At 66.7% G+C, this 21,007-nt stretch carries 21 protein-coding genes; 10 read left to right on the forward strand and 11 right to left on the reverse strand.

Going from position 1 to position 21,007, the window contains the following annotated elements; all coding sequences use genetic code 11:
* Window positions 1–2: 2 nt before the first annotated feature.
* Complete coding sequence (locus tag Ga0102493_RS06980) at window positions 3–440, forward strand: DUF1330 domain-containing protein (RefSeq protein ID WP_034904760.1); 438 nt, start codon at window positions 3–5, stop codon at window positions 438–440.
* Window positions 441–467: 27 nt separating this feature from the next.
* Here the strand turns inward: Ga0102493_RS06980 and Ga0102493_RS06985 are convergent, their stop codons facing one another.
* The 7 genes from Ga0102493_RS06985 to Ga0102493_RS07015 all read right to left on the reverse strand — a co-directional run bounded on the left by Ga0102493_RS06985 (window position 468) and on the right by Ga0102493_RS07015 (window position 6,929).
* The gene (locus Ga0102493_RS06985) at window positions 468–1,001 is read right to left on the reverse strand and encodes a type III secretion system chaperone family protein (RefSeq protein ID WP_069297480.1); all 534 of its coding nucleotides are present in this window, start codon (window positions 999–1,001) and stop codon (window positions 468–470) included.
* A gap of 38 nt (window positions 1,002–1,039) precedes the next feature.
* Window positions 1,040–1,552, reverse strand: a complete 513-nt coding sequence (locus tag Ga0102493_RS06990; RefSeq protein WP_034904758.1) for a YbjN domain-containing protein — start codon at window positions 1,550–1,552, stop codon at window positions 1,040–1,042.
* 58 nt (window positions 1,553–1,610) lie between these two features.
* Window positions 1,611–2,675 carry a PA0069 family radical SAM protein gene (locus Ga0102493_RS06995; RefSeq protein ID WP_034905117.1) on the reverse strand — a complete coding sequence of 355 codons (1,065 nt, stop codon included), beginning with the start codon at window positions 2,673–2,675 and terminating at the stop codon, window positions 1,611–1,613.
* Between the two features lie 63 nt (window positions 2,676–2,738).
* Window positions 2,739–3,773: a sodium:calcium antiporter gene (locus Ga0102493_RS07000; protein ID WP_034904755.1), complete on the reverse strand. Its 1,035-nt coding sequence runs from the start codon at window positions 3,771–3,773 to the stop codon at window positions 2,739–2,741.
* A gap of 64 nt (window positions 3,774–3,837) precedes the next feature.
* Complete coding sequence (gene moaB / locus Ga0102493_RS07005; protein WP_034904753.1) at window positions 3,838–4,368, reverse strand: molybdenum cofactor biosynthesis protein B; 531 nt, start codon at window positions 4,366–4,368, stop codon at window positions 3,838–3,840.
* Between the two features lie 15 nt (window positions 4,369–4,383).
* On the reverse strand, window positions 4,384–6,123 hold the full coding sequence (locus Ga0102493_RS07010; RefSeq protein WP_418251665.1) for a lytic transglycosylase domain-containing protein: 1,740 nt from the start codon (window positions 6,121–6,123) through the stop codon (window positions 4,384–4,386).
* Window positions 6,124–6,158: 35 nt separating this feature from the next.
* Complete coding sequence (locus Ga0102493_RS07015) at window positions 6,159–6,929, reverse strand: uracil-DNA glycosylase family protein (RefSeq protein WP_034904748.1); 771 nt, start codon at window positions 6,927–6,929, stop codon at window positions 6,159–6,161.
* A gap of 119 nt (window positions 6,930–7,048) precedes the next feature.
* On the opposite strand from Ga0102493_RS07015, the gene Ga0102493_RS07020 reads away from it, so the two are divergent.
* The 7 genes from Ga0102493_RS07020 to Ga0102493_RS07050 all read left to right on the forward strand — a co-directional run bounded on the left by Ga0102493_RS07020 (window position 7,049) and on the right by Ga0102493_RS07050 (window position 15,141).
* Entirely contained in the window at window positions 7,049–8,695 is a 1,647-nt protein-coding gene (locus tag Ga0102493_RS07020) for an electron transfer flavoprotein-ubiquinone oxidoreductase (RefSeq protein ID WP_034904746.1), read from the forward strand.
* A gap of 197 nt (window positions 8,696–8,892) precedes the next feature.
* Window positions 8,893–9,699 (forward strand): 4-(cytidine 5'-diphospho)-2-C-methyl-D-erythritol kinase, encoded by an 807-nt coding sequence (locus Ga0102493_RS07025; protein WP_034904745.1) that lies wholly within the window; start codon window positions 8,893–8,895, stop codon window positions 9,697–9,699.
* Window positions 9,696–10,430, forward strand: coding sequence for an N-formylglutamate amidohydrolase (locus Ga0102493_RS07030; protein ID WP_034904744.1), 735 nt, complete (start codon window positions 9,696–9,698; stop codon window positions 10,428–10,430). Before Ga0102493_RS07025 ends, Ga0102493_RS07030 begins: the two co-directional genes overlap by 4 nt.
* A 43-nt stretch (window positions 10,431–10,473) precedes the next feature.
* Entirely contained in the window at window positions 10,474–12,195 is a 1,722-nt protein-coding gene (gene ilvD / locus Ga0102493_RS07035) for a dihydroxy-acid dehydratase (protein ID WP_034904741.1), read from the forward strand.
* Window positions 12,182–12,526: a hypothetical protein gene (locus tag Ga0102493_RS15915; RefSeq protein ID WP_150132440.1), complete on the forward strand. Its 345-nt coding sequence runs from the start codon at window positions 12,182–12,184 to the stop codon at window positions 12,524–12,526. Before ilvD ends, Ga0102493_RS15915 begins: the two co-directional genes overlap by 14 nt.
* Window positions 12,527–13,933 carry a bifunctional ADP-dependent NAD(P)H-hydrate dehydratase/NAD(P)H-hydrate epimerase gene (locus tag Ga0102493_RS07045; RefSeq protein WP_034904740.1) on the forward strand — a complete coding sequence of 469 codons (1,407 nt, stop codon included), beginning with the start codon at window positions 12,527–12,529 and terminating at the stop codon, window positions 13,931–13,933.
* Entirely contained in the window at window positions 13,930–15,141 is a 1,212-nt protein-coding gene (locus Ga0102493_RS07050; protein WP_034904739.1) for a class I SAM-dependent RNA methyltransferase, read from the forward strand. Before Ga0102493_RS07045 ends, Ga0102493_RS07050 begins: the two co-directional genes overlap by 4 nt.
* Before the next feature lie 3 nt (window positions 15,142–15,144).
* On the opposite strand, the gene Ga0102493_RS07055 is transcribed toward Ga0102493_RS07050, so the two are convergent.
* From Ga0102493_RS07055 to Ga0102493_RS07070, 4 genes are all read right to left on the reverse strand, one after another.
* Window positions 15,145–15,927: a hydrolase 1, exosortase A system-associated gene (locus Ga0102493_RS07055; RefSeq protein WP_034904738.1), complete on the reverse strand. Its 783-nt coding sequence runs from the start codon at window positions 15,925–15,927 to the stop codon at window positions 15,145–15,147.
* Window positions 15,924–16,634 (reverse strand): hypothetical protein, encoded by a 711-nt coding sequence (locus tag Ga0102493_RS07060; protein WP_034904737.1) that lies wholly within the window; start codon window positions 16,632–16,634, stop codon window positions 15,924–15,926. Before Ga0102493_RS07060 ends, Ga0102493_RS07055 begins: the two co-directional genes overlap by 4 nt.
* A gap of 32 nt (window positions 16,635–16,666) precedes the next feature.
* A complete protein-coding gene (locus tag Ga0102493_RS07065; RefSeq protein ID WP_081845681.1) occupies window positions 16,667–16,999 on the reverse strand; it encodes an acyl carrier protein in 333 nt (110 codons plus the stop codon).
* 70 nt (window positions 17,000–17,069) lie between these two features.
* Window positions 17,070–18,092, reverse strand: a complete 1,023-nt coding sequence (locus Ga0102493_RS07070) for a GNAT family N-acetyltransferase (protein ID WP_034904735.1) — start codon at window positions 18,090–18,092, stop codon at window positions 17,070–17,072.
* A gap of 56 nt (window positions 18,093–18,148) precedes the next feature.
* Here Ga0102493_RS07070 and Ga0102493_RS07075 point away from each other — a divergent pair, with 56 nt between their 5' ends.
* Window positions 18,149–19,744: an acyl-CoA ligase (AMP-forming), exosortase A system-associated gene (locus tag Ga0102493_RS07075; protein WP_081845680.1), complete on the forward strand. Its 1,596-nt coding sequence runs from the start codon at window positions 18,149–18,151 to the stop codon at window positions 19,742–19,744.
* Window positions 19,741–20,967 carry a pyridoxal-dependent decarboxylase, exosortase A system-associated gene (locus tag Ga0102493_RS07080; protein WP_034904733.1) on the forward strand — a complete coding sequence of 409 codons (1,227 nt, stop codon included), beginning with the start codon at window positions 19,741–19,743 and terminating at the stop codon, window positions 20,965–20,967. The genes Ga0102493_RS07075 and Ga0102493_RS07080 overlap by 4 nt, the downstream gene beginning before the upstream one ends.
* Window positions 20,968–21,007: the final 40 nt, after the last annotated feature.

Raw genomic sequence — 21,007 nt, forward strand, 5'->3', positions numbered from 1 at the left:
CGATGGAATGCGAAACCTTCATCGACCCCTCGCCGGAGAATTTCGAGCAGTTCAAGAAACTGCCGCGCGACGAACCGATCCACATGCTCAACCTCCTGCTATACCGGGAAAAGGCGGACTATCCCGAAGGCCATGAACATGCTGGCAAGGGCTGGTCGGGCCGCCGCGCCTATGAGGAATACGGCAAGACGTCCGGCCCGATCTTCCGCCGCGTCGGCGGCAGGATCGTCTGGCGCGGCGCGTTCCGCACGATGGTGACCGGACCCGAATTCGAAAGCTGGCACGACGGCTTCGTCGCCGAATATCCAAATGCGGGCGCCTTTTTCGAGATGATCAAGGACCCCGACTATGCGCACGCTGTGGTGAACCGCACGGCCGCGCTGGTCGACAGCCGTCTGGTGCGGTTCAGCCCCGGCGAGGTGGGCGAGGGCTTTGGCTGAACCTCGCGCTCGAAAGGAAGGGCGGGGTCAGGCCTCGTCGCCCGTCGCCTCTTCTTCGCTTTCCTCTTCGCCGTAGAGGTAGTCGAAGAAATCGTTCAGCGAGCTCTCCCACAGCTCGATCTGGCGCCGGTAATTCTCGCGGCTGATCCCGCCATCCGCGATGATGTAGAGGCGCACCGAGATGGTGCCCTCGGGATCGATATAGGCGCGGCCGAAATTCTCGCGATAATTGTAGGCGTTGATCGCCTCGGCCACCTCGGCCTCGGTACGGCCTTCACGATTGAAGGTCGCAAGCAGCGAGGTTCCGAGGCATTCGGCTTCGAGATCGTCGTCGGTGCATGCGAGCAGCAGCGCATTGGCGTAGAGGCCGGTGGCGAAGGTCACGTTGATGCTGCGGCTGTCCGCAAGCTCGTCGTGACTGGCCTCGATCGCGTCGAGCGCGGTCAGGAGATCGGCGCGGCTGAATGTCCCGAGCGGTGCGGTGTCCTGCGCCGCAGCCGGCCCGCCGAGCGATAATGCCAACGGTGCCGCCAGTGCCCCGAAAACCCCCAGATGCTTCATTCCATTACTCCCTTTCAGCCCTCAAGGCGGGTCCGTCTTCATTCCGCAGCGCCATAGAGCGCTTCGCTGTATTGCGCGATGCCAAGGCCGAAGAGGCCGATCGCCGTGACGAGATTGGCGCGGGTTACTCCGCCATCGAGCACGAGATATGCTTTCAGCAGGTGCTCGCCGCGTTCATTGATGATGACGCTCGCAGGGTTGAAGCTCGACGAAAAACGCCGGGCAATGCGCGCTGCAGTGTCCGTTTCGCTTGCCTTGGGCGGCGCGAAAAGGCTCGTCATCAGCAGGCCCCGGCACGGGCCTTCCTCGCAGGCCGAGCGGCGCAGGACCGCGACACCGCCGCCGGGAAAACCCACTCTCACAACGCGTCCCTCCTCGTCGAGCGGGGTCGCTTGGGCACCCAGCGCAAGGAGCGCCTCGCGCAAGGTAGCCTCGTCGATGGTCTCGATGATCGCGCGCGCGGATTCGTGCGTGTCGGCAGCCAATCCCGCCGCCGGGTTCAGCACCCCCAGCAGCGCTGCGCCTGCAGTCTTCGCGAAAATCCGTCTCATCTGTACCCCCGCCGCCGAGGCGTAGTGCGCAAGGGCCTGTCATTCAAGCGAATATCCCTCACGCGAAAAGGTCGAGCTGGCCATGCGTCGAAGGCCTGCGGAACCGGGTGCAATCGAGTTCGAAACGGTGTTTGCCGATCCCGGCCCGTTTGCAGGCGATCGCGAAGCGGCTGCGGAACAGGTCCGCCCAGACGCCTTCGGGCTTCATGCGGGTGCCGAAATTCGGATCATTGTCCCGCCCGCCCCGGATCGAGCGGACAATGCTCATGACCTTTCCCGCGCGTTCCGGGTAATGGACATCGAGCCATTCGCGGAACAGCGGCGCGACCTCGTGCGGCAGGCGCAGCGGGATCCAGCCGGCGCTCGGCACGCCGATCCGGCCCGCTTCGGCGACGATCCCTTCCATGAATTCATCGGTGATCGCCGGAATGACGGGCGAGACGGAGCAATGGGTCGGCACGCCGGCCTCGACCAGCCGGCCGAGTGCGGCAAGCCGCTTCGCCGGGGCGGCGCAGCGCGGTTCGAGCTTGCGCGATAGGTCCGGATCGAGGCTCGTCACGGAGATCGCCACCGCCACCAGGTTCTCCCGCGCCATCCGGACGACAAGGTCGAGATCGTCGAGAACACGGTCCGACTTGGTCGTGATCGTCACCGGGTGGCGCGCTTCGAGGCACACATCCAGCACCTGCCGCGTGATCCGCCAGTCGCGCTCGATCGGCTGATAGCAATCGGTGTTGGTGCCAAGCGCGATCGGGCGCGGGCGATAGCCGGGTTTCGCCAGCGTCGCGCGCAGCAATTCGGGCGCATTGGGCTTCGCGAACAGGCGGGTTTCGAAATCGAGCCCGGGCGAAAGGTCGTGATAGGCATGGGTGGGCCGCGCATAGCAGTAGATGCACCCGTGCTCGCAGCCGCGATATGAATTGACCGAACGGTCGAACGGCACGTCAGGGCTCTGGTTGAAGCTCAGGATCGAGCGCGGCCGTTCCTCGGTAACGGTCGTGCGCAATCCGGGGGGAGGGCCGTCCAGCGTGGCCGCACTATCGCGCCAGTCGCCGTAGGCCTCGCGCGCTGCAAGGCCGAATCGCCCGGGCATTCGCGAAGAGGCGGCGCCGCGTCCTTTCATGGCGGTGCGTTGGGGGTCGGACATGGGCAGGAACATAATAAGAACATCATGCCCTGTCGAGTGCTATCCGCGGTAGATCTGCAGGCCCGCTCCGATCGCCCACAACCCGATGAGCGTCACCGATTCCCACCCGATCTTGCCCGGCCCCTCGCGTTGGCGGCGCAGCAGGCCGAGCAGCAGGACCGCCGTCATCACGATCACCAGCCCCATCCAGAACACCGTCGCGTCGGAAATGGCGTGATAGATGCTGCCGTCGCGATAGGCGAAGTCGCTGGCGGCAACGAAAAGCGAATCGAACATGTTGCCGCCCACGATCCCGCCGATTGCGAGCTGCGGTGCCCCCCTGCGGACCGCGGCGATCGTGGTGACGAGTTCGGGCAGCGAAGTGACGGTCGCGGTGCCGAGCGAGCCGACCAGGCTCTCGCTGAGGCCAAGCCGTCCCGACAGGGCAAGGCCGGTTTCGCCGACGACATAGCCCGCCGAGCCGACGATGAGCACGAGCCCGCCGAACAGTGCGAACAGCATGGCGAGGGACTCGCTCTTGTCGTCCTCTCCGGCTTCGTCCTCCTGCGTGTCGTCGGTCTGTTTCGGTAGCCACATCGGTTCCTGGTGGATCCGGTGCGCATTGTGGAGGCCGATGAGATAGACCGCGATCAGCACCGGGCTCAGCAGGTTGACGCTCCACAGCGTGATCGGCGGCGCAGCCCATGCCATGACGGGCAGCGCGACCAGCACGATCAGCACCGTCGCCTGCCCGAGATTGACCGCACTCACCCCGGCATGTTCCAGATTGACCCGCTTGTAGAACAGGTCGGCAAGGGCAAGGAACATGGTCTGCGCGACGATCCCGCCAAGCGCGTTCGAGACGCTGAGATCCGCCGCTCCGCTGGCGGCGGTGCTGGTCGATGTGACGATGCCTGCAATGCTCGTCCCGGCGCCCAGCAGGACCGATCCGATCAGCGCTTCGCCAAGCCCGGTGCGGTCCGCGATCACGTCGGCATAGCCCGCCATCTTGGAGCCGAAGACGGCGATCACCACCGCGCAGGCGGCGAACGCGGCGGCGAGCGTCGTGGTCGAATATTGCGCGAGATCGAGCAAGGAAGCTCCCGAATGGACGGCGTGATGCCTGACCAATCCGGGGCGGACGGGCTTTGTTCCGGCTTCAGCTTTCGCGCAGGCGTGGCATCAGCTCGACGAAATTGCAGGGCCGGTTGCGAGCATCGAGCTGTTCGGCGAGGATATTGTCCCAGCCATCCTTCACCGCGCCGTTCGATCCGGGAAGGGCGAAGATGTAAGTGCCGCGCGCGACGACAGCGCAGGCGCGCGACTGGATCGTGCTGGTGCCGATCGTGCCGAAGCTGATCCAGCGGAACAGTTCGCCAAACCCCGGGATCTCGCGCGCGCCTTCTATCATCGCGAGCGCTTCGGGCGTCACGTCGCGGCCCGTAAGCCCCGTCCCCCCGGTCGAGACGACCGCGTCGATGGCGGGATCGTCGATCCAGCCGTTCAGCCGCTCGACCAGCAGCCCCGCATCATCCCGCTCGATCGCGCGCGCGGCGAGTGAGTGCCCGGCGGCGGTGATCCGGTCGGCGAGGAGGTCGCCCGACGTGTCGTTGTCGGGCGTGCGCGTGTCGGAGACCGTGAGGACGGCGATATTGATCGGCACGAATTGCTTCGCCTCGTCGATCGCCATTGCCTTGCGCCCCTTTCAGTCGTCCTGTTCGACCCTTGCGGTTCGGACCGTAGACATTTGCGGGAAGACAGGCCAGCGCCCCTGTGCCAACGCACGGCGGCTGGGCGAGGGAACGCCGGCCGCGCGCTCGTACATCCAGTAATTGCGCATGACGATCGCGACATAGCCGCGCGTTTCCCAATAGGGGATCGATTCCATCCAGAGCAGCGGGTCGCCCTGATCGTTGATCTCGCTGTTCCAGCGATCGACCGGGGTCAGCCCGGCATTGTAGGCAGCCATGATCTTGGGCAGCAGGCCGCCCGTCGCGCCGCTGTCGCGCAGCATTTCGAGATGCTGCTGGCCGTAGGCGAGATTGACCTCGGGATCGTTGAGATCTTCATAGCTTGCGCCCAGTTCGAGGCGGCGATCGTGGTCGCGCGCGGTGCCGGGCATGATCTGCATCAGGCCGCGCGCATTGGCGGGACTGACGGCGGCCGCGCGGAAATTCGATTCCTGCAGCGCATGGGCGAAGGCAAGCGCGGGATCGACCCGCCAGCCGGTCCTCGGCTGCCAGCGCGCCACTGGAAAACGCAACGCCGCTTCGCTGCGCATGCCATAGGGCGCGTGATGGGCCATGAACAGCTGTGTCGATGGCAGGCCCAACTCACGCGCAAGCCGGGCGAGGGCGGGATAATCGCGCGGCGGCCCGATCCGGGCCTCGTGCCGCAAGACCTCGTCGGCGAGCGAATAGCGTCCGATCTCGACCAGCGCAGCGGCGACGCGGATATTGCCCCGCCGCTCAAGGTCGCGCCAATCGCTTTCGGTGAAGGGTTCCGGAGTGGCTTCGGCAGGCAGTTCGATGCCGAGCTGATGGGCGGCGAGCATGCCATAGAGCGTTTCGTGATGGCGCGCGGCGGCGGCGAGATGCGCCTGCGCTTCGCCCGGTTCGCGGCAGCGGACCAGCGCGCGGTGGGCCCAGTAATGGGCGGCGGTGGTCAGCTCTTCATTGGTGGAGCCGCGTGCCGCCTCGGCGAAGTTTTCCGCGGCCAGGGCACAATAGCCCAATCGCCACGCGGCAAGCCCTGCGACCCATTCGCCCTCCGCGACCCAGGGACCGCTTCCCTCTGCCACCCGTTCGGCGAGCGCGAGCGCGGAGGTATCGTCGTTTTCGATGTAGTAGCTCCAGGCAACGCGCTGGCGCCATTCGGCGCGCGCCTCGGGGCTGAGGCCGAAATCGACTTCGTCGAGCAGGCGCTGGGCCGAGCCGGGATCATCGTTCCTGATCGCATCAAGGATCGCTGCGCGCACCTCGCCGGGCATGGTCCCGTCCTCGATCGTGCGCGGCCGGACCCGTTTCGGGGCGGCGGGCTGCCGGCTGAGCGCCTGGCCCGAAGGAAAATCGGGGACATATTCGAGCCCACGCTTCGCGCCGAGCCGGCCGAGCTGTTCGGCATGCGGCAATTCGACGCCGAGCGCGAACCACCGCGAAACCTGTTCGGCGCTGACCCTGGGGCTGCGCGCATGGGTGTAATATTCGGCGAGCGCAACCTGCTTCAGGATACCTTCGTCGTCGCCGAGCAAACGATCGACCGTCTCCCAGTCCTCGCGATCGATCGCGGCGAACACGGCGCGGTAATGCTCGCGCTCGCGCTCTGAGAGCACGGCCGGAAGGACGGTCGCCGCACGCGGCGTGCGGTCATAATGCGCGACCATGCTGCCCGATTGCTGTGCGGCAAGCGGGGCGGGGGCAGCGACAAGCGCGCCCAGGACGAGCATCGTTGCGCCGATCCTCTTCACCGCTGAAATCTTCGTCACGCCTGTTTGGCCGACCATTCCATCCATCTCCGCCAGAATCGGGCCTTGAGCTTGGGCATCGCCATCAGGCTTTCGAGATCCTCGCTCATCAGTACTGGGTTTGTGGAGTGCTTATGGTGAATATTGGGTAAGTTCCCGTAATCATTTTTGCCGTGAGCGCCCATAAGCGCGCCCAGCCCTGCACCAAATGCGACGATTCGCTGCGGGGCTGCGAGCTGGATGTGATGCGAGAGCACTTGCGCCATGCCGCGCTGCGCTTCGGCGGCGCAATCGGCCATCGGCATGAAGCGTGGCAGGGCGGATGCGACATAGATTTCCTCAGAGGCGGTTCCCATCGCTGCAAGGATCGCTTCGAGCAGCCTGCCTTGCGGACCCGCCAGCAATCGCTCCCGGTCGCCTTCCTCGGGATGGACGACCAGCACCATCAGCGCCGCCTCGGCAGTTCCGCGCGGCGGTACGCGCCCGCGCGGCCCGATCGCGTCGAGGCCCGGCGCGCTCATCCACCATTCGCGGAACGCCGCGAGCGTTTCGGGCGGCGAATCGCCCAGAAGATCAGGCGGCGGCGCTTTTTCCTCGATTGCCGGTTCGCTGGGCCGGGCAGGGGGGCGATCGCGGTCCTCCCCTGGGTCGGACGCGGACGCCGCAGGCTCCGGCTCGGCGAGCCATGCCGTAGCGTCATCGGCGAAATCGAGATCGACCCCGGCCAGCCTCCACCATTCGCGGTGGGCCGCCATTTCGCGGGCAAGATCAGGGTCGGCTGCGGTCATGCTCTTCCAATGCGGGTCTTGACTGTCCGGGGGGCAGTTAGCAAGTGCAATAGGCAAGGGCGGGCACTCAAGACACCCGCGGGCGTTGAGCCAGAAACGAAGGGTTACAAGAGAAGCGCATGAGCGAACGTGAATCAATGCCCTGCGATGTCGTCATCGTGGGGGGCGGCCCGGCCGGCCTGTCGGCCGCGATCCGGCTCAAGCAGTTGAACGAGGAACTCGAGGTCGTGGTCCTGGAAAAGGGCTCCGAGATCGGGGCGCACATCCTTTCGGGCGCGGTGGTCGATCCCAAGGCGCTGGACGAACTGCTGCCCGACTGGCGCGACAATGGCTGCCCGATGGCTGAAACCCCGGTAACCGACAACTGGCACTGGATGCTGTCCAAGGGCGGCAAGACATCGCTCCCGCATGCGATCATGCCCCCGCTGATGAGCAATCACGGCTGCTATACCGGCTCGCTCGGCAACATGACCCGCTGGCTCGGCGAACAGGCCGAGGAACTGGGCGTGATGGTCTTCCCCGGTTTCCCGGCGGCCGAGGTCATCATCGACGATAACGGCGCGGTCGCGGGCGTGATCACGCAGGACATGGGCGTGGGCGCGGACGGAGAGAAGAAGCCGGAATACGAACCCGGCATGGAAATCCTCGCCAAGTACACGCTGTTTGCAGAGGGCGCGCGCGGTTCGCTGACCAAGCAGATGAAGGCGAAATACGACCTCGAGGCGAATTGCCAGCCGCAGGTCTACGGCCTTGGCATCAAGGAATTGTGGGACATCGATCCCAAGAAGCACGTGCCCGGCCGCGTGATCCACACGCAGGGCTGGCCGCTCACCGAAAGCGACACCTGGGGCGGGGGCTTTCTCTACCACCAGGCGAACGGTCAGGTCGCGATCGGTTTCGTCACCGCGCTCGACTACAAGAACCCGTGGGTCTCGCCCTATCAGGAATTCCAGCGCTGGAAGCAGCACCCGGCGATCCGCGAATATCTCGAGGGCGGCAAGCGCGTCGCCTATGGCGCGCGCGCGATCAACGAGGGCGGCTGGCAGTCCGTACCGAAGCTTGCCTTCCCCGGCGGCGCGCTGATCGGCTGCGCGGCGGGGTTCGTCAACGTCCCCCGGATCAAGGGCAGCCACACCGCGATGAAGAGCGGGATGCTCGCCGCCGAAAGCATCGCCGCGGCAATCGCGGCGGGTCACGAGAAGACTGAGCTTTCGGACTACGACAGCACGCTGCGGTCTAGCTGGATCGCGGACGAACTGAAGAAGGTCCAGAACGCGCAGCCCGCCGTCGCCAAGTATGGCGGCGACATCGGCACCGCGCTTGCCGGCATCGACATGTGGATGCGCACGCTCAAGATTGGCCTTCCGATCTCGATGAAGCACCACCGCGATCACGAAATGACGGGCCGCGCGGACCTTTATCCGAAGATCGACTATCCCAAGCCCGACGGCGAGATCACCTTCGACCGGCTTACCAATGTCGCCTTCAGCTACACCAACCACGCCGAGGACCAGCCCTGCCACCTCCAGCTCAAGGACCGCGAGCTGCAGAAGGAAAGCGAGCTGGAAGTCTATGGCGGGCCTTCGGCGCGCTATTGCCCGGCGGGCGTCTATGAATGGGTCGAGGAAGAGGGCAAGGAGCCACAATTCGTGATCAACGCGCAGAACTGCGTCCACTGCAAGACCTGCGACATCAAGGACCCCAACCAGAACATCAACTGGGTGACGCCGGAAGGCGGTGGCGGGCCGAATTATCCGAATATGTGATCGCACACGGTGCGGCGGACACTCCTGATTGCCGCGTTTATCGCAACCGCATTTACTTCGCTGAGCGCGGGGTGGTGGTTGCGTGGTCATATGGCAATCGATGACTGTCTCGATGCAGGTGGGCGCTGGGAATACGTCGGCTCCTACTGCGTCGGCGCTCCGTTTGAGGATGCACCGCGCAACAACGAGGGTGTGGGATGAAGGAAACCGCCTACGCCAAGATCAACCTCGCACTGCACGTTCGCAGTCGGCGGGAGGACGGGTATCACGAGCTCGAAACCCTGTTCGCCTTCGTCGATGCGGGGGACATCCTGAACGCCGCGCCTGCCGATGCCGACAGTGTCACCACCCTCGGTGAATTCGCGGGCGGGCTGGATAATCCGTTCGACAATCTCGTCGCCAAGGCGCTCTCCGCGCTTCCGCGCCCGCAGGGCCTCGCGATCACGCTGGAGAAGAACCTCCCCGTCGCGGCTGGTCTCGGAGGCGGCTCGGCTGATGCGGGTGCGGTGTTCCGCATCGTCGAAGGGCTCCAAGGCCTACCCGACGACTGGCAGGCGCGCGCCGCGAAACTCGGTGCGGACGTGCCCGCCTGCGTCCTCAGCCAGACGCATATCGGGCGAGGCACCGGGACCGAGCAGGAGGAGGTGGAAGACGACCTCGTCGGAACTCCGGTCCTCCTCGTCAATCCGCGAGTGCCGCTTTCGACCGGCCCGGTGTTCAAGGCGTGGGACGGCGAAGATCGCGGCGCTCTGCCCGAAGGCCCCGCGCGGCACATCTCCTTTGAGGGGCGCAACGACCTCGAGGCCCCAGCCATTTCGCTCTGCCCGGTGATCCGAGAGGTGCTGGACGCGCTTCGGGACACCGATCCGTGGCTCGCCCGCATGTCCGGCTCTGGCGCGACCTGCTTCGCGCTCTACGACAGCGCATCCGAGCGCGACGCCGCCGCAGCGCAGATCGCGAAGACGCACCCCGACTGGTGGCAGCTCGCTGGAAGCCTCAGATGATCGACGGCCAGCCCTATCGCCATTTGGGCGAGCCGCGCCCTGTGTCCGGAGAGCCGACCATCGTTTGCGTCGCCGACCACGCCTCCAACCATGTGCCTGAAGACATCGAACTCGGCATCGCGCCCGAATTGCTCGATCAGCATGTCGCGATCGACATCGGCGTCGCAGGGGTCGCGACCCGCATGGCGCGCCGCCACTCCATCCCCGCGCATCTCGCCACGGTCAGCCGCCTCGTCTGCGATCTCCACCGCGAGGAGGACCATCCCGGCGTCGTACCGGAAAAAAGCGACGGATATCTCATCCCCGGCAATATCGGGGCCGACATCGAAGCGCGCCTCGCCCGCTTCCATCGTCCCTATCACGCCGCGCTCAAAGAATGGCTCGAGGCGGCGCAACCCGACCTCATCGTCTCGCTCCACTCCTTCACGCCGAGGATGGCGTCCACTGACGAGGCACGCCCGTGGGACGTCTCGCTCCTATGGAACACCGACGACCGCGCGGCGCGCCACGCGATCCGATTCCTGCGCGACGAGGGGCTGAATGTCGGCGAGAACGAACCCTATTCGGGAGCCGAACTCAACGCGACGATGAACCGCCACGCCGAGGCGCATGGGCGGCCCTATTGCTTCTTCGAGATCCGCCAGGACCACATCACGACCCGCGTCCAGCAATCGCGCTGGGCAGACATGCTCTCGGACGTCGTCGGAAGGGTTGCGCTGGCGCTTTCCTGAAGGCAGGGGCTGTTGCGCGAAACAGCCAGTGACGGGAAAGAATATGTCCGAACGCTTCGACAAGTCGAAACTGCCCAGCCGCCATGTCTCCGTCGGCCCGGAACGCGCGCCGCACCGGTCCTATTACTACGCGATGGGCATGACCGAGGAAGAGATCAACCAGCCCTTCGTCGGGGTGGTCAGCGCGGGCAATGACTCGGCGCCGTGCAACACGACCCTGAACGCGCAGGCCGACATCGCGCGCGAGGGCGTGATCGCCGGGGGAGGGACCCCGCGCCGTTTCAACACGATCACCGTCACCGACGGGATCGCGATGGGCCACCAGGGCATGAAAAGCTCGCTCGTCAGCCGCGAGGTGATCGCGGATTCGGTCGAGCTTTCGGTGCGCGGCCATTGCTACGATGCGCTGGTCGGCTTTGCGGGCTGCGACAAGAGCCTGCCGGGCATGATGATGGCGATGCTGCGGCTCAACGTGCCCTCGATCTTCGTCTATGGCGGATCGATCCTGCCCGGCACCTACAAGGGCGAGGACGTGACCGTTGTCGACGTGTTCGAGGCGGTCGGCCAGCACGCGGCGGGCAATTGCCCGCTGCAGGAGCTGATCGCGCTTGAGAAGGTCGCCTGCCCCGGCCACGGCGCATGCGGCGGCCAGTTCACCGCCAACACCATGGCCTGCGTCGGTGAGGCGATCGGATTGTCGTTGCCGAACAGCAACATGGCGCCCGCTCCTTACAAGTCGCGCGAGGAAATCGCGCGCGCCGCCGGCAAGCAGGTGATGACCCTTGTCGAGATGAACCTGCGCCCGCGCGACATCGCCACCCGTGCCGCCTTCATGAACGCGGCGCGCGTCGTCGCGGCCACAGGCGGCTCGACCAATGCGGCGCTTCACCTGCCAGCCATGGCGAGCGAGGCGGGCATCGATTTCGACCTGTTCGATGTCGCGGAAGTGTTCAAGACGACGCCCTACATCGCCGATCTCAAGCCTGGCGGGAAATACGTCGCCAAGGACATGCACGAGGCGGGCGGGGTCTACATGGCTCTGAAGACCCTGCTCGACGGCGGCTTCATCGACCCTGAACCGATCACCGTGACCGGCCGGACGCTGGGCGAGAACATCGAGGAGATCACTTGGAACCCCGATCAGAAGGTGTTCTACGAGGTTTCCAATCCGATCACGCCGACCGGGGGCGTCGTCGGCCTCAAGGGCAGCCTCGCGCCCGACGGGGCGATCGTGAAGGTCGCGGGGATGGCGCGGCTGCAGTTCAGCGGCCCGGCACGGGTGTTCGACCGCGAGGAGGACGCCTTCGCGGCGGTCGAAGCGCGCGACATCGCCGAAGGCAGCGTGATCGTCATCCGTTACGAAGGGCCGAAAGGCGGCCCCGGAATGCGCGAAATGCTCTCGACCACCGCCGCGCTTTACGGCCAGGGCATGGGCGAGAAGGTCGCGCTGATCACCGACGGACGTTTCTCGGGCGCGACGCGCGGTTTCTGCATCGGCCATGTCGGACCCGAAGCCGCCGAATGCGGGCCGATCGCCCTCGTCGAGGACGGTGACACCATCTCCATCGACGCCGAAGCGGGCACGATCGATCTCGAAGTCGAGGAAACGGTGCTGGAAGATCGGCGCAAGGCGTGGCAACCGCGCGAGCATGATTACCAGTCGGGCACGCTCTGGCGCTATTCGCGGACCGTCGGTTCGGCGCGCTACGGCGCGCTCACCCATCCGGGGGCGAAGGCGGAGACTCACTGCTTTGCGGATATCTAGCGCGGTCCTGCTGACGGTCTGTCTCGCTTCCTGCGGGCCGGAAGCGGGGGTTCCTCAAGGCGACGCCATCGCCTGTGCGATTGGGCCGGGGGCGCAGTTCGAGGAACTGTGCGTGCTCGAAAAACTGGCGATGGAGGGGGGGCGCGAAATGCTCGTCATCCACCATCCGGGCGGGGGTTTCCGGCGTTTCGTGATGGAGAGGTCGACGCTTCTGCCGCTTGACGGAGCCGAACCGCTGGTCGTGAATGCCGACTATTCGCAAGGGGCTCTCGAATTCTCCGTCGCAGGCGACCGTTACCGCCTGCCGAACGATCCCGATCCGGAGCTCTGAATGGTCGACCGCCAGATCCTGACCGCCGACCAGATGCGCGGAGCCGAACAGGCGATCTTCGATGCCGGCACGAGCGTTTCCGATCTGATGGAGACCGCCGCCGGCGGCGCGGCCGAGTGGATCCGACGGATCGCCGCCGGGCGCTCGGTCACGGTCCTGTGCGGCCCCGGCAACAATGGCGGCGACGGCTATGTGATCGCGAGGCACCTCGCCGAGGCAGGCAACGATGTCACGGTCGTCGCTCCCGTCGAGCCCAAGACCGATGCGGCGCGAACGGCGCGGGACCGGTTCGGCGGCCAGGTCCGGTCTTCGGGCCGTGAGGTCGAAGCGGAAGTGCTGGTCGACTGCCTGTTCGGGACCGGGCTTGCCCGGCCGCTTTCGGGTGAACTCGTGCTGCTGCTGCGCGATCTTGCCGCGCGGCATCCGGTTCGCATCGCGGTCGACCTGCCCTCTGGCATTTCAAGCGACAGCGGCGAATTGCTGAACGAAAACCTGCCTGAATACGACGCCACGCTCGCGCTTGGGGCATGGAAATTCGCCCATTGGAGCCTGCCGGGCCGCGCGAAAATGGGACGCAAGCGGCTCGTGCCCATAGGTATCGACCCGGTCGAGAGTGCGGCGCAGCTGATCACGCGGCCCCGGATCGAGCCGCCAGAGCGCGACAGCCACAAATACCGCCGCGGCCTATGCGCCGTTGTCGCAGGCTCCATGCCGGGGGCGAGCCTGCTGGCGACCCTTGCCGCTCAGCGCGCCGGGGCGGGCTATGTCAAGCTGCTGAGCGAAACCGAACCCGCCGCCGCGCCGCCCGATCTCGTCATCGACACGCGCCCGCTGGCGCAAGCGCTCGGGGACGAGCGGATCGACGCGTTGCTGTGCGGCCCCGGTCTCGGGCGCGAAGATAGGGCGACAGAGCGCCTGGCAGCGGTTCTGGACGCTGCGAAGCCGACCGTCCTCGATGCCGATGCGCTCGTACTGCTCAGGCCCGGCATGGTCGCCGAAAGAGGTGATCTCGTCGCGACCCCGCATGACGGCGAACTTGCGACCCTGTGCGACAGCTTCGCTGTCCGCGCCGACGGTAGACGCGACCGGGCCCGGGCGCTGGCGAGGGCGAGCGCGATGGTCGTCGTAGCCAAGGGCCCGGACACTGTCGTCGCTGCACCCGATGGCAGGCTCGCGATCGCGGTTCCATCGCCAAGCTGGCTGTCGGTCGCGGGAACGGGCGATGTCCTTGCCGGCATTCTCGCAAGCCGGCTCGCCACCGGAGGCGACGCGTTCGGGGCTGCCTGCGAGGCAGTCTGGCTCCACGGCGAGGCGGCGCGGCTTTGCGGGCCGGCCTTCACGGCAGCGGAACTCGCCCGCGCCGTTTCGCGCAGCCTTGCCGCCGCGCTTGTCCCGGGCATGCCGTGAGCGACCCCGCCGACATCGTGCGCATTGCCGCTAAGGGCGACGGTCTGACAGGCGACGGACGCCATGTCGCAGGCGCCGTGCCGGGCGACCGCGTCGCGCCGGACGGGACGATTACGCCGGGCCCGAACCATGCGGCCCCGCCCTGTCCGCATTTCGGCCCGTGCGGCGGATGCCAGCTCCAGCATGCCGATGACACGGTGCTGGCCGAATTCGTGCGCGACCGTGTGCTCAATGCCGCAAGCGGGCAGGGGATCGAGCCGGGCGAGGTCCTTCCGGTCCATCTCTCGCCCCCCGCGAGCCGCCGCAGGGCGGGCCTTCACGCCCTGCGCACGGCGCGAGGCGCTGTGATCGGCTTTCGGGAAGGCGGCTCTCACAGGATCGTCGACATGAAAGCCTGTCCGGTCCTGCGCGAGGAATTGTCCACGCTCGTTCCCGCGCTTCGCAGCTTCATCGCCGCACATGGCGGCAAGGGCGGGATCGAGGCGCGGATGACGCTGGCCGATCAGGGGGTCGATCTCGCGCTCACCAATATGCCGCTCGACAGCCTCGCGGCGACCGAGGCCGCGCTCGATTTCGCGCGCGATCACGGCCTTGCGCGGCTGTCGATCGACCAGGGCTATGGCGCGGAAACCGTGTGGGAGCCGGACCCCGTCACGGTCACCCTGTCCGGGATTCCCGTGGCACTGTCGCCCGGCTCTTTCCTGCAGGCGACCGAAGACGCCGAGGCCCGCATGGCCGCCGATGCGGGCGCGTGGATCGACGATGCGGCCATTGTCGCCGATCTCTTTGCAGGGCTGGGCACCTTCGCCTTCTCCCTCCTCACGAGCGGCCCTGCCAACCGCAAGGTACTCGGCGTAGAGGCTGACCGCGCGGCGCATCTCGCCTTCAAGGCCGCCGGGGGGCGGACCGGGGGGCGCGCGCTCGCGCTCCATCGCGACCTCTTCCGCGCGCCGCTCCAGGCGGGCGAACTCGCGCGTTTCGATGCCGTGCTGCTCGACCCGCCGCGCGCCGGGTCAAAGGCGCAGGTCGCCGAGATATCCGCCAGCGCCGTCCCGCGCGTCTGCTATGTCAGCTGCAATCCCTCGAGCTGGGCGCGCGATGCAGCGCGGCTTGTCGAGGGCGGCTTCAGCCTCACGAAACTGCGCCCGGTCGGCCAGTTCCGCTGGTCGACCCATGTCGAACTGGTCAGCCTGTTCGAGCGCGCCTGACCTTCACGCCCTGAGCGCCGAGAGGATCTGAGCGTCGAGCCAGTCGCGGTGTTCGGGCCGGTCATAGGCATGGCCTGCGCCTTCGCACCGGGCGATCCGCGCGTCGTTACCGTCCCAGCTTTCGGCAAAGACCTGCGCGGTGCGATCGGCGGTGGCAAGGAGGATGCGAACCGGCCCCTCGTAAGCCGCAAGGCCTGCGCGCATTTCCTCGGCAAGGCTCGAAGGGGCGGGCGCGGGCCTGAGCGATCGGACCAATCCGCGCGCGAGCTTGCCCATATCCACTCCGCCGCGCAGGAGCCGCGCGACCTCGCGGGGGTTCTTCAGCTTTTCGGCATAGCGCGCCCGGATCGCCGAAGGGGGAGGGCTGGCATCGTCCTTGCCATCGTCCTCGACCGTCCATGGATTGGACAGGACCAGTCCATCTAGCCCCGCTCCCTTCGCCAGCATCAGCGCAGAGGCCGCATCGCAATTGCCGAAACCGATCACCCGGTCGACCTGCGGCGCCAGCGCGCGGAACGCTTCGAGCGCTGCGGCGATGTCGCGCGCGCTGCGGCGGAACCCCCGGTTCTCGCCTTCGCTGTCGCCGATCCCGCGCCGGTCGAAACGGAACACCGGAAAACCTGCCCGCGCGATGCGCGAGGCAAGCAGGGACTGGCCGGAAAAGGCGCCAGAGCGGATCTCGTTTCCGCCGCTGACGATGAGGAGCCCGGTCGTGCCCGGCGCCGTGTCGAGCGTGCCGACGAGCTTGAGGCTGCCGCAGCCGAAATCGAGCGGGAGCCGGGTCATGCAACGCCTTCCCCGGATGGCTCGCCCGGCTTTTCGCCGAGCGAGGAGGCGATGATCCCAGCAAGAGCGGCGGCCTGTGCGCGATCATGGTCGGGCTCGGCCCGCAGCCACAGTCCGGCACCTCCGATCTGGGACTGGGGGATGTCCCGCTGGATCTGCGAAGGTTCTGCCCCGGCGACCGCCAATTCGCGGAAGAGCTCCGCGCCGAGCGGCCATCCGGCGAGGACGAGGCCCGTGTTTCGTCCCTCTCCCATCAAGGCCTCCGAGCTTTCCTCGCGCCCTTCCTCACGCGCGGCGATGGTGCGGGCGCGTATCATGCCGCGCAGCTGCTTGGGGCCGCTCTGCGGGGCGTAACGCCAACCGGGAAGCTGGGGCGGCGCGATGAGCGCGCCGGCACGGACCGCAAGCACATGGGTCGCGGCGAATTTCTCGGCTGCCTCAAGGGCCGCCGCGCGCCAGTCCGCGATCGTCTGCGTCTCCAGCGGTACCAGGCTTTCATTGCATCCCGGCAGGTCGGGCAGGAAACTGTCGATCCTGCTTTCGTCGAGCCCGCGCATGACCTCGAGCGTGAAACGGCGCAGCTTGTTCGCCTCGTCGAACCATGCGGGCAGCACGAGCAGGCGGCTCGCACGGTCCCGGTCGAACGACAAGAGCAGTTCCTCGGCTGTTTCTCCGCCCTGAAGCGGGGCCGTCCAGGTGCCGATCACGATAGGCTCCTGTGCTTGTGGCTGACGCTGATTCAACCCTGCGCGAGCTTTGCCTCGGCAAATGCAAGCAGCCCGCCATAGGTCTCGAGCATCTCGCCATCGACGTCGTCATCCTCGATCACGATGCTCAGCCGGTCTTCCATTTCGGTAAGCAAGCCTGCGACCGCCATCGAATCGAGTTCGGGCAGGTGGCCGAACAGGCCCGAATCCGGCCCAAGTGCAGCCGCCTGCGCCGCGTCGATGCCCAGAACGTCGGCGATGATCGCCTTCAGTTCGCTGTCGATTTCGGTCCGGTCCATTCCCGTTCCCGTCTGGCTGTCGCCTGCATCTGTCGCGGCGGAGTTGATGGCCGGATTGGTGCTCATGCGATGCGGATCCCTTGTTCGGGCCCTGCGCAGCCATTGCCAGAGCGAGGCCCGTTCGTGGAGCGCGGCCTTAGCCAGCGGGCGGCGCGGGTGCAAGCTCCGGCACGCGGGGCGAGGCCAGCCGGCGGGCCGTAAGCCGCGCGAGATCGATCCAGCCGCGTGCCCGTCCCATGTCGAGACAGTCGATCTGGTAGCGTGGGCGGATTTCCTCCATCCAGTCGGCCTTGTAGGGCTGGTCACCCGTCCCGAAATCGACCGTCGCAACCCGGTCGCGGTCGATGACGTGTTCGAACAGGCCAGCCGTCAGCGTCGTGCCGGCCGAGAGATGCCGGTGGCTTTCAAGATGGGCGAGCTTGTGGATGAAGGCCGTCCCGTTCTCGACCGTCCAGCATTGCGCCGCGACGGGTTCGCCATCGTGCCATGCCATTCCGAAGCGCAGGCGCCCCGCGTCCCCTTCCGCGCGGGCAAAGTCGCGCAGCATTTCGGGAAAGTCCTCCTGCGGCTTCCAGCTCGCGGCGTAGATCCGCTCGTAGGCGTCCCAGAGTTCGGCGTCGAAATGTTCGATGATCCGGGTCTCGACCTTTCTCGCCTTGCGTTTCAATGTCGTGCGCATCCGCCCCGGGCGTCCCGCCCAATATTCGGCGAAGCTGCGGCCGCGCAGGTGGAGCACGTGATTAATGTCGTAGCGCGTCACCTCGACCCGCCAGCCGGCAGAGCGAAAGGCCTCGGAAACGCGGCTCGCGGAGCCGTCCTCCTCAGGCACCGGGGCGAGCGTCACGCGGTGGCCCCTGGCCTTAAGCTGGCGCGCGATCTCGGTCAGCAGCCGGTCGCCGGGCTCTCCGGGAGGGGCGAGCGGGCGCCAGGTGAAACTGTACCAATTGCGCAAGGGGGCGATCCGGCCGGCCTTTTCGGTCAGCGCAAGCGCGGCCTGCCCGTCCCCGTCGCTGGCAATGGCAATCAGGGGGGCGAGCCCGGTCCCGGCGAGCAGCGCATACCACTCCGCGCGGTCGAAGGGGGAGGGCGCGGGAATGCTTTCGCCGCTAGCAAGGCCCTGAAGTGCGTTAACGCTATCGTGACAGGTCGCAACGATCATTATAGTTGTCCCAAACGCCTCTCCGATCGCTTCCGTCCGCCCGCGCAGAAAGCCTGATGCCAAGCCTCTTTCATCCAGAGACCCACGCGCAAGCGGCCGATTGCGCCGATACGCCGCCCGATCCTGCGCCGTGTCCGATCGACCACCTGGCGGTGCTGGCCGGACAGCGTGGACGGGGCGGGGACCCCGCGCTCGTGCTGCGCTCGGGGGTTATGGATCATGATGCGTTAAACTTGCGTGTTGACGATCTTGCCGCGTGGCTCATGCGGGAGGTGCCGGAAAAGGGCGCGCGCGTGGCGAGCTGGGCGGCGAAAGGCGAGCTTACATGTCTGATGCCGCTCGCCGCGCCTCGTGCGGGGCTCGTTCACGTGCCGATCAACCCGCTGCTAAAGCGTCTTCAGGTGGCGCACATCCTTGCCGACAGCGGCGCGCGAATGGTGGTGGGGACGGGCTCGCGGCTTGCCTCGCTCGAACCGGAAGACCTGCCGGAAGGCTGCCGCACGATCGAGGAGGCCGAGGCCCTGGCCCGGGCATCCGATGCGGGGCCGGGACCGGGGCCATCCTCTGCCGATCCGGAAGCGCTGGCGGCGATCCTCTACACCAGCGGTTCGACCGGGCGGCCCAAGGGCGTGATGCTGACCCATGCGAACATGTGGCTGGGGGCGGTTTCGGTTGCCCATTACCTCCGGATGCGGGGCGACGACGTGACGCTGTCCGTGCTGCCGCTGAGCTTCGATTACGGGCAGAACCAGTTGTTCTCGACATGGTATGCGGGAGGAAGCGTTGTGCCGCTCGATTTCCTCTTTCCGCGCGACGTGGCCAAGGCCTGCGCGAAGCATGGCGTGACGACGCTCGCCGCGGTCTCGCCGCTCTGGGTGCAACTGACCGAGCTTGACTGGAAAGTCGAGGAAAGTGCCCCGCTCAGGCGCCTGACCAATAGCGGAGGCGCGCTGACGGTTGAGCTTGTACAATCGCTCCGGAGGATCTTCCCGCAGGCGGATCTTTATCCGATGTATGGTCTGACCGAAGCGTTCCGATCGACCTACCTCGATCCTTCTTTGGTAGAAAAATATCCGACATCAATGGGTAAGGCGATACCCTTCGCAGAGATTCTCGTCATCGGCGATGATGGCGAAGTGGCCGGGCCAGGCGAGGAGGGTGAGCTTGTCCATTGCGGGCCGCTCGTCGCGCAGGGCTATTGGCAGGACCCGGAACGCACCAGCAAGCGCTTCCGACCGGCCCCTTCTGCGTCGTGTTATGGGGGGACGGCCGTGTGGTCGGGTGACCGGGTACGGCGCGACGAAGAAGGCCTGCTCCATTTCGTCGGAAGGCGCGATGCCATGATCAAGAGCGCGGGCAACCGCATCAGCCCGCAGGAGATCGAGGAAGCCGCGCTCGCCAGCGGCCTCGCCTCCGAGGCGGTCGCGCTCGGCATCGCCGATCCGCGGCTCGGCCAGGCGGTGCACCTCGTCGTGCGCGGGCCGGGCGACGCCGATGCGCTCGCAAGGGCGCTCAAGACGGCGCTGCCCAATTTCATGCAGCCGCAGCGCATCCACTGGCGCGAGACGATGCCCCTCAATCCCAACGGCAAGATCGACCGCACGGCGCTTGCCGCCGAACTCGCCGCTACAGCCGAGGACGCGAACGAATGAAACCCGTCGGACCGATCCCCAGCGGCTACGAAACCCTCGACGGCGAGCTGACGATAGGCGGGCGCACCGCGAGTGCGCTGGTCGAGGAGGCGGGCGGCACGCCGCTGTTCGTCTATTCGGGTGCGCTCCTCAGCCGGCGCGTCGCCGACCTGCGCGCCGCGCTTCCCGGGCGGATCGGCATCAACTACGCGGTCAAGGCGAACCCCATGCCTGCTGTCGTCACCCACATGGCGCCGCTCGTCGACGGTTTCGACATCGCTTCTTCGGGGGAACTGGCGATCCTCGAAAAGGTCGGCATAGATCCCGCGCGCATCAGCTTTGCAGGCCCCGGCAAGCGCGAGGACGAGCTTGAAGCCGCGATCGCCGCCGGGGTGACGCTCAATTGCGAATCCGCAGGCGAGGCGGCGCGTTCGCTCGCGATCGGCGAGCGTATCGGCAAGCGGCCGCGGATCGCGATCCGGGTCAATCCCAGCTTCGAGCTCAGAGGGTCGGGGATGAAGATGGGCGGCGGGGCGAAGCAGTTTGGCGTCGATGCCGACAAGGTCCCCGCGCTCGCCCGCGAGGTGATCGGGCAGGGGGCGGAATGGCGCGGCCTCCATATCTTCACGGGCAGCCAGGCCCTGAGTGCAGAAGCCATCGTAGAAACGCAAGGCAACGTATTGAATTTGGCGGCACATCTTACCGATGAAATCGGCCACGGCCTGCCCAAGCTCAACATGGGAGGCGGTTTCGGCATCCCCTATTTCCCGGGAGATGAGCCACTTGATCTCGCCGAGGTGGGGCGCGCCCTTGGCGAACGGGTCGCGGACCTTCCGAAAGCGCTCGCCGGGACCGAGCTGTGCCTTGAACTCGGGCGCTATCTCGCAGGCGAAGCCGGGGTCTATCTGTGCCGCGTCGTTGACCGCAAGCAGAGCCATGGGACGACCTATCTCGTCACCGACGGAGGCCTGCATCACCAGCTCGCCGCCTCGGGCAATTTCGGAACGGTGGTGCGCCGCAACTACCCTTCGGCCATCGCCACCCGCTATGACGAGGAGCCTGCCGAAGAGGTCAACATCGTCGGCTGCCTGTGCACCCCTCTCGACCGGCTCGCCGACCAGGCGATGCTGCCGCGCGCGGATGTGGGCGATATCGTCGCGGTGTTCTGTGCCGGAGCCTATGGTGCGACCGCATCGCCATCGGCCTTTCTCGGTCATGGTCTGGCGCGCGAAATACTGGTCTGATCGCCGGGCCGCGCGCGCGCCCGGCCAGGCCGTTCGTTAA

The sequence above is a fragment of the Erythrobacter litoralis genome (assembly GCF_001719165.1).
In the GTDB taxonomy this organism is placed as follows: domain Bacteria; phylum Pseudomonadota; class Alphaproteobacteria; order Sphingomonadales; family Sphingomonadaceae; genus Erythrobacter; species Erythrobacter litoralis.

Excerpts from the sequence above, each read along its gene's own strand:
- Ga0102493_RS07010 (WP_418251665.1), bottom strand. The coding sequence starts at position 6,123 with ATGCTCGTCCTGGGCGCGCTTGTCGCTGCCCCCGCCCCGCTTGCCGCA.
- Ga0102493_RS07025 (WP_034904745.1), top strand. The coding sequence starts at position 8,893 with ATGAAGGAAACCGCCTACGCCAAGATCAACCTCGCACTGCACGTTCGC.
- Ga0102493_RS07020 (WP_034904746.1), top strand. The coding sequence starts at position 7,049 with ATGAGCGAACGTGAATCAATGCCCTGCGATGTCGTCATCGTGGGGGGC.
- moaB (WP_034904753.1), bottom strand. The coding sequence starts at position 4,368 with ATGGCGATCGACGAGGCGAAGCAATTCGTGCCGATCAATATCGCCGTC.
- Ga0102493_RS06980 (WP_034904760.1), top strand. The coding sequence starts at position 3 with ATGGAATGCGAAACCTTCATCGACCCCTCGCCGGAGAATTTCGAGCAG.
- Ga0102493_RS07030 (WP_034904744.1), top strand. The coding sequence starts at position 9,696 with ATGATCGACGGCCAGCCCTATCGCCATTTGGGCGAGCCGCGCCCTGTG.
- Ga0102493_RS06995 (WP_034905117.1), bottom strand. The coding sequence starts at position 2,675 with ATGAAAGGACGCGGCGCCGCCTCTTCGCGAATGCCCGGGCGATTCGGC.
- Ga0102493_RS06990 (WP_034904758.1), bottom strand. The coding sequence starts at position 1,552 with ATGAGACGGATTTTCGCGAAGACTGCAGGCGCAGCGCTGCTGGGGGTG.
- Ga0102493_RS06985 (WP_069297480.1), bottom strand. The coding sequence starts at position 1,001 with ATGAAGCATCTGGGGGTTTTCGGGGCACTGGCGGCACCGTTGGCATTA.
- Ga0102493_RS07075 (WP_081845680.1), top strand. The coding sequence starts at position 18,149 with ATGCCAAGCCTCTTTCATCCAGAGACCCACGCGCAAGCGGCCGATTGC.
- Ga0102493_RS07080 (WP_034904733.1), top strand. The coding sequence starts at position 19,741 with ATGAAACCCGTCGGACCGATCCCCAGCGGCTACGAAACCCTCGACGGC.
- Ga0102493_RS07045 (WP_034904740.1), top strand. The coding sequence starts at position 12,527 with ATGGTCGACCGCCAGATCCTGACCGCCGACCAGATGCGCGGAGCCGAA.
- ilvD (WP_034904741.1), top strand. The coding sequence starts at position 10,474 with ATGTCCGAACGCTTCGACAAGTCGAAACTGCCCAGCCGCCATGTCTCC.
- Ga0102493_RS07055 (WP_034904738.1), bottom strand. The coding sequence starts at position 15,927 with ATGACCCGGCTCCCGCTCGATTTCGGCTGCGGCAGCCTCAAGCTCGTC.
- Ga0102493_RS07065 (WP_081845681.1), bottom strand. The coding sequence starts at position 16,999 with ATGAGCACCAATCCGGCCATCAACTCCGCCGCGACAGATGCAGGCGAC.
- Ga0102493_RS07070 (WP_034904735.1), bottom strand. The coding sequence starts at position 18,092 with ATGATCGTTGCGACCTGTCACGATAGCGTTAACGCACTTCAGGGCCTT.
- Ga0102493_RS07015 (WP_034904748.1), bottom strand. The coding sequence starts at position 6,929 with ATGACCGCAGCCGACCCTGATCTTGCCCGCGAAATGGCGGCCCACCGC.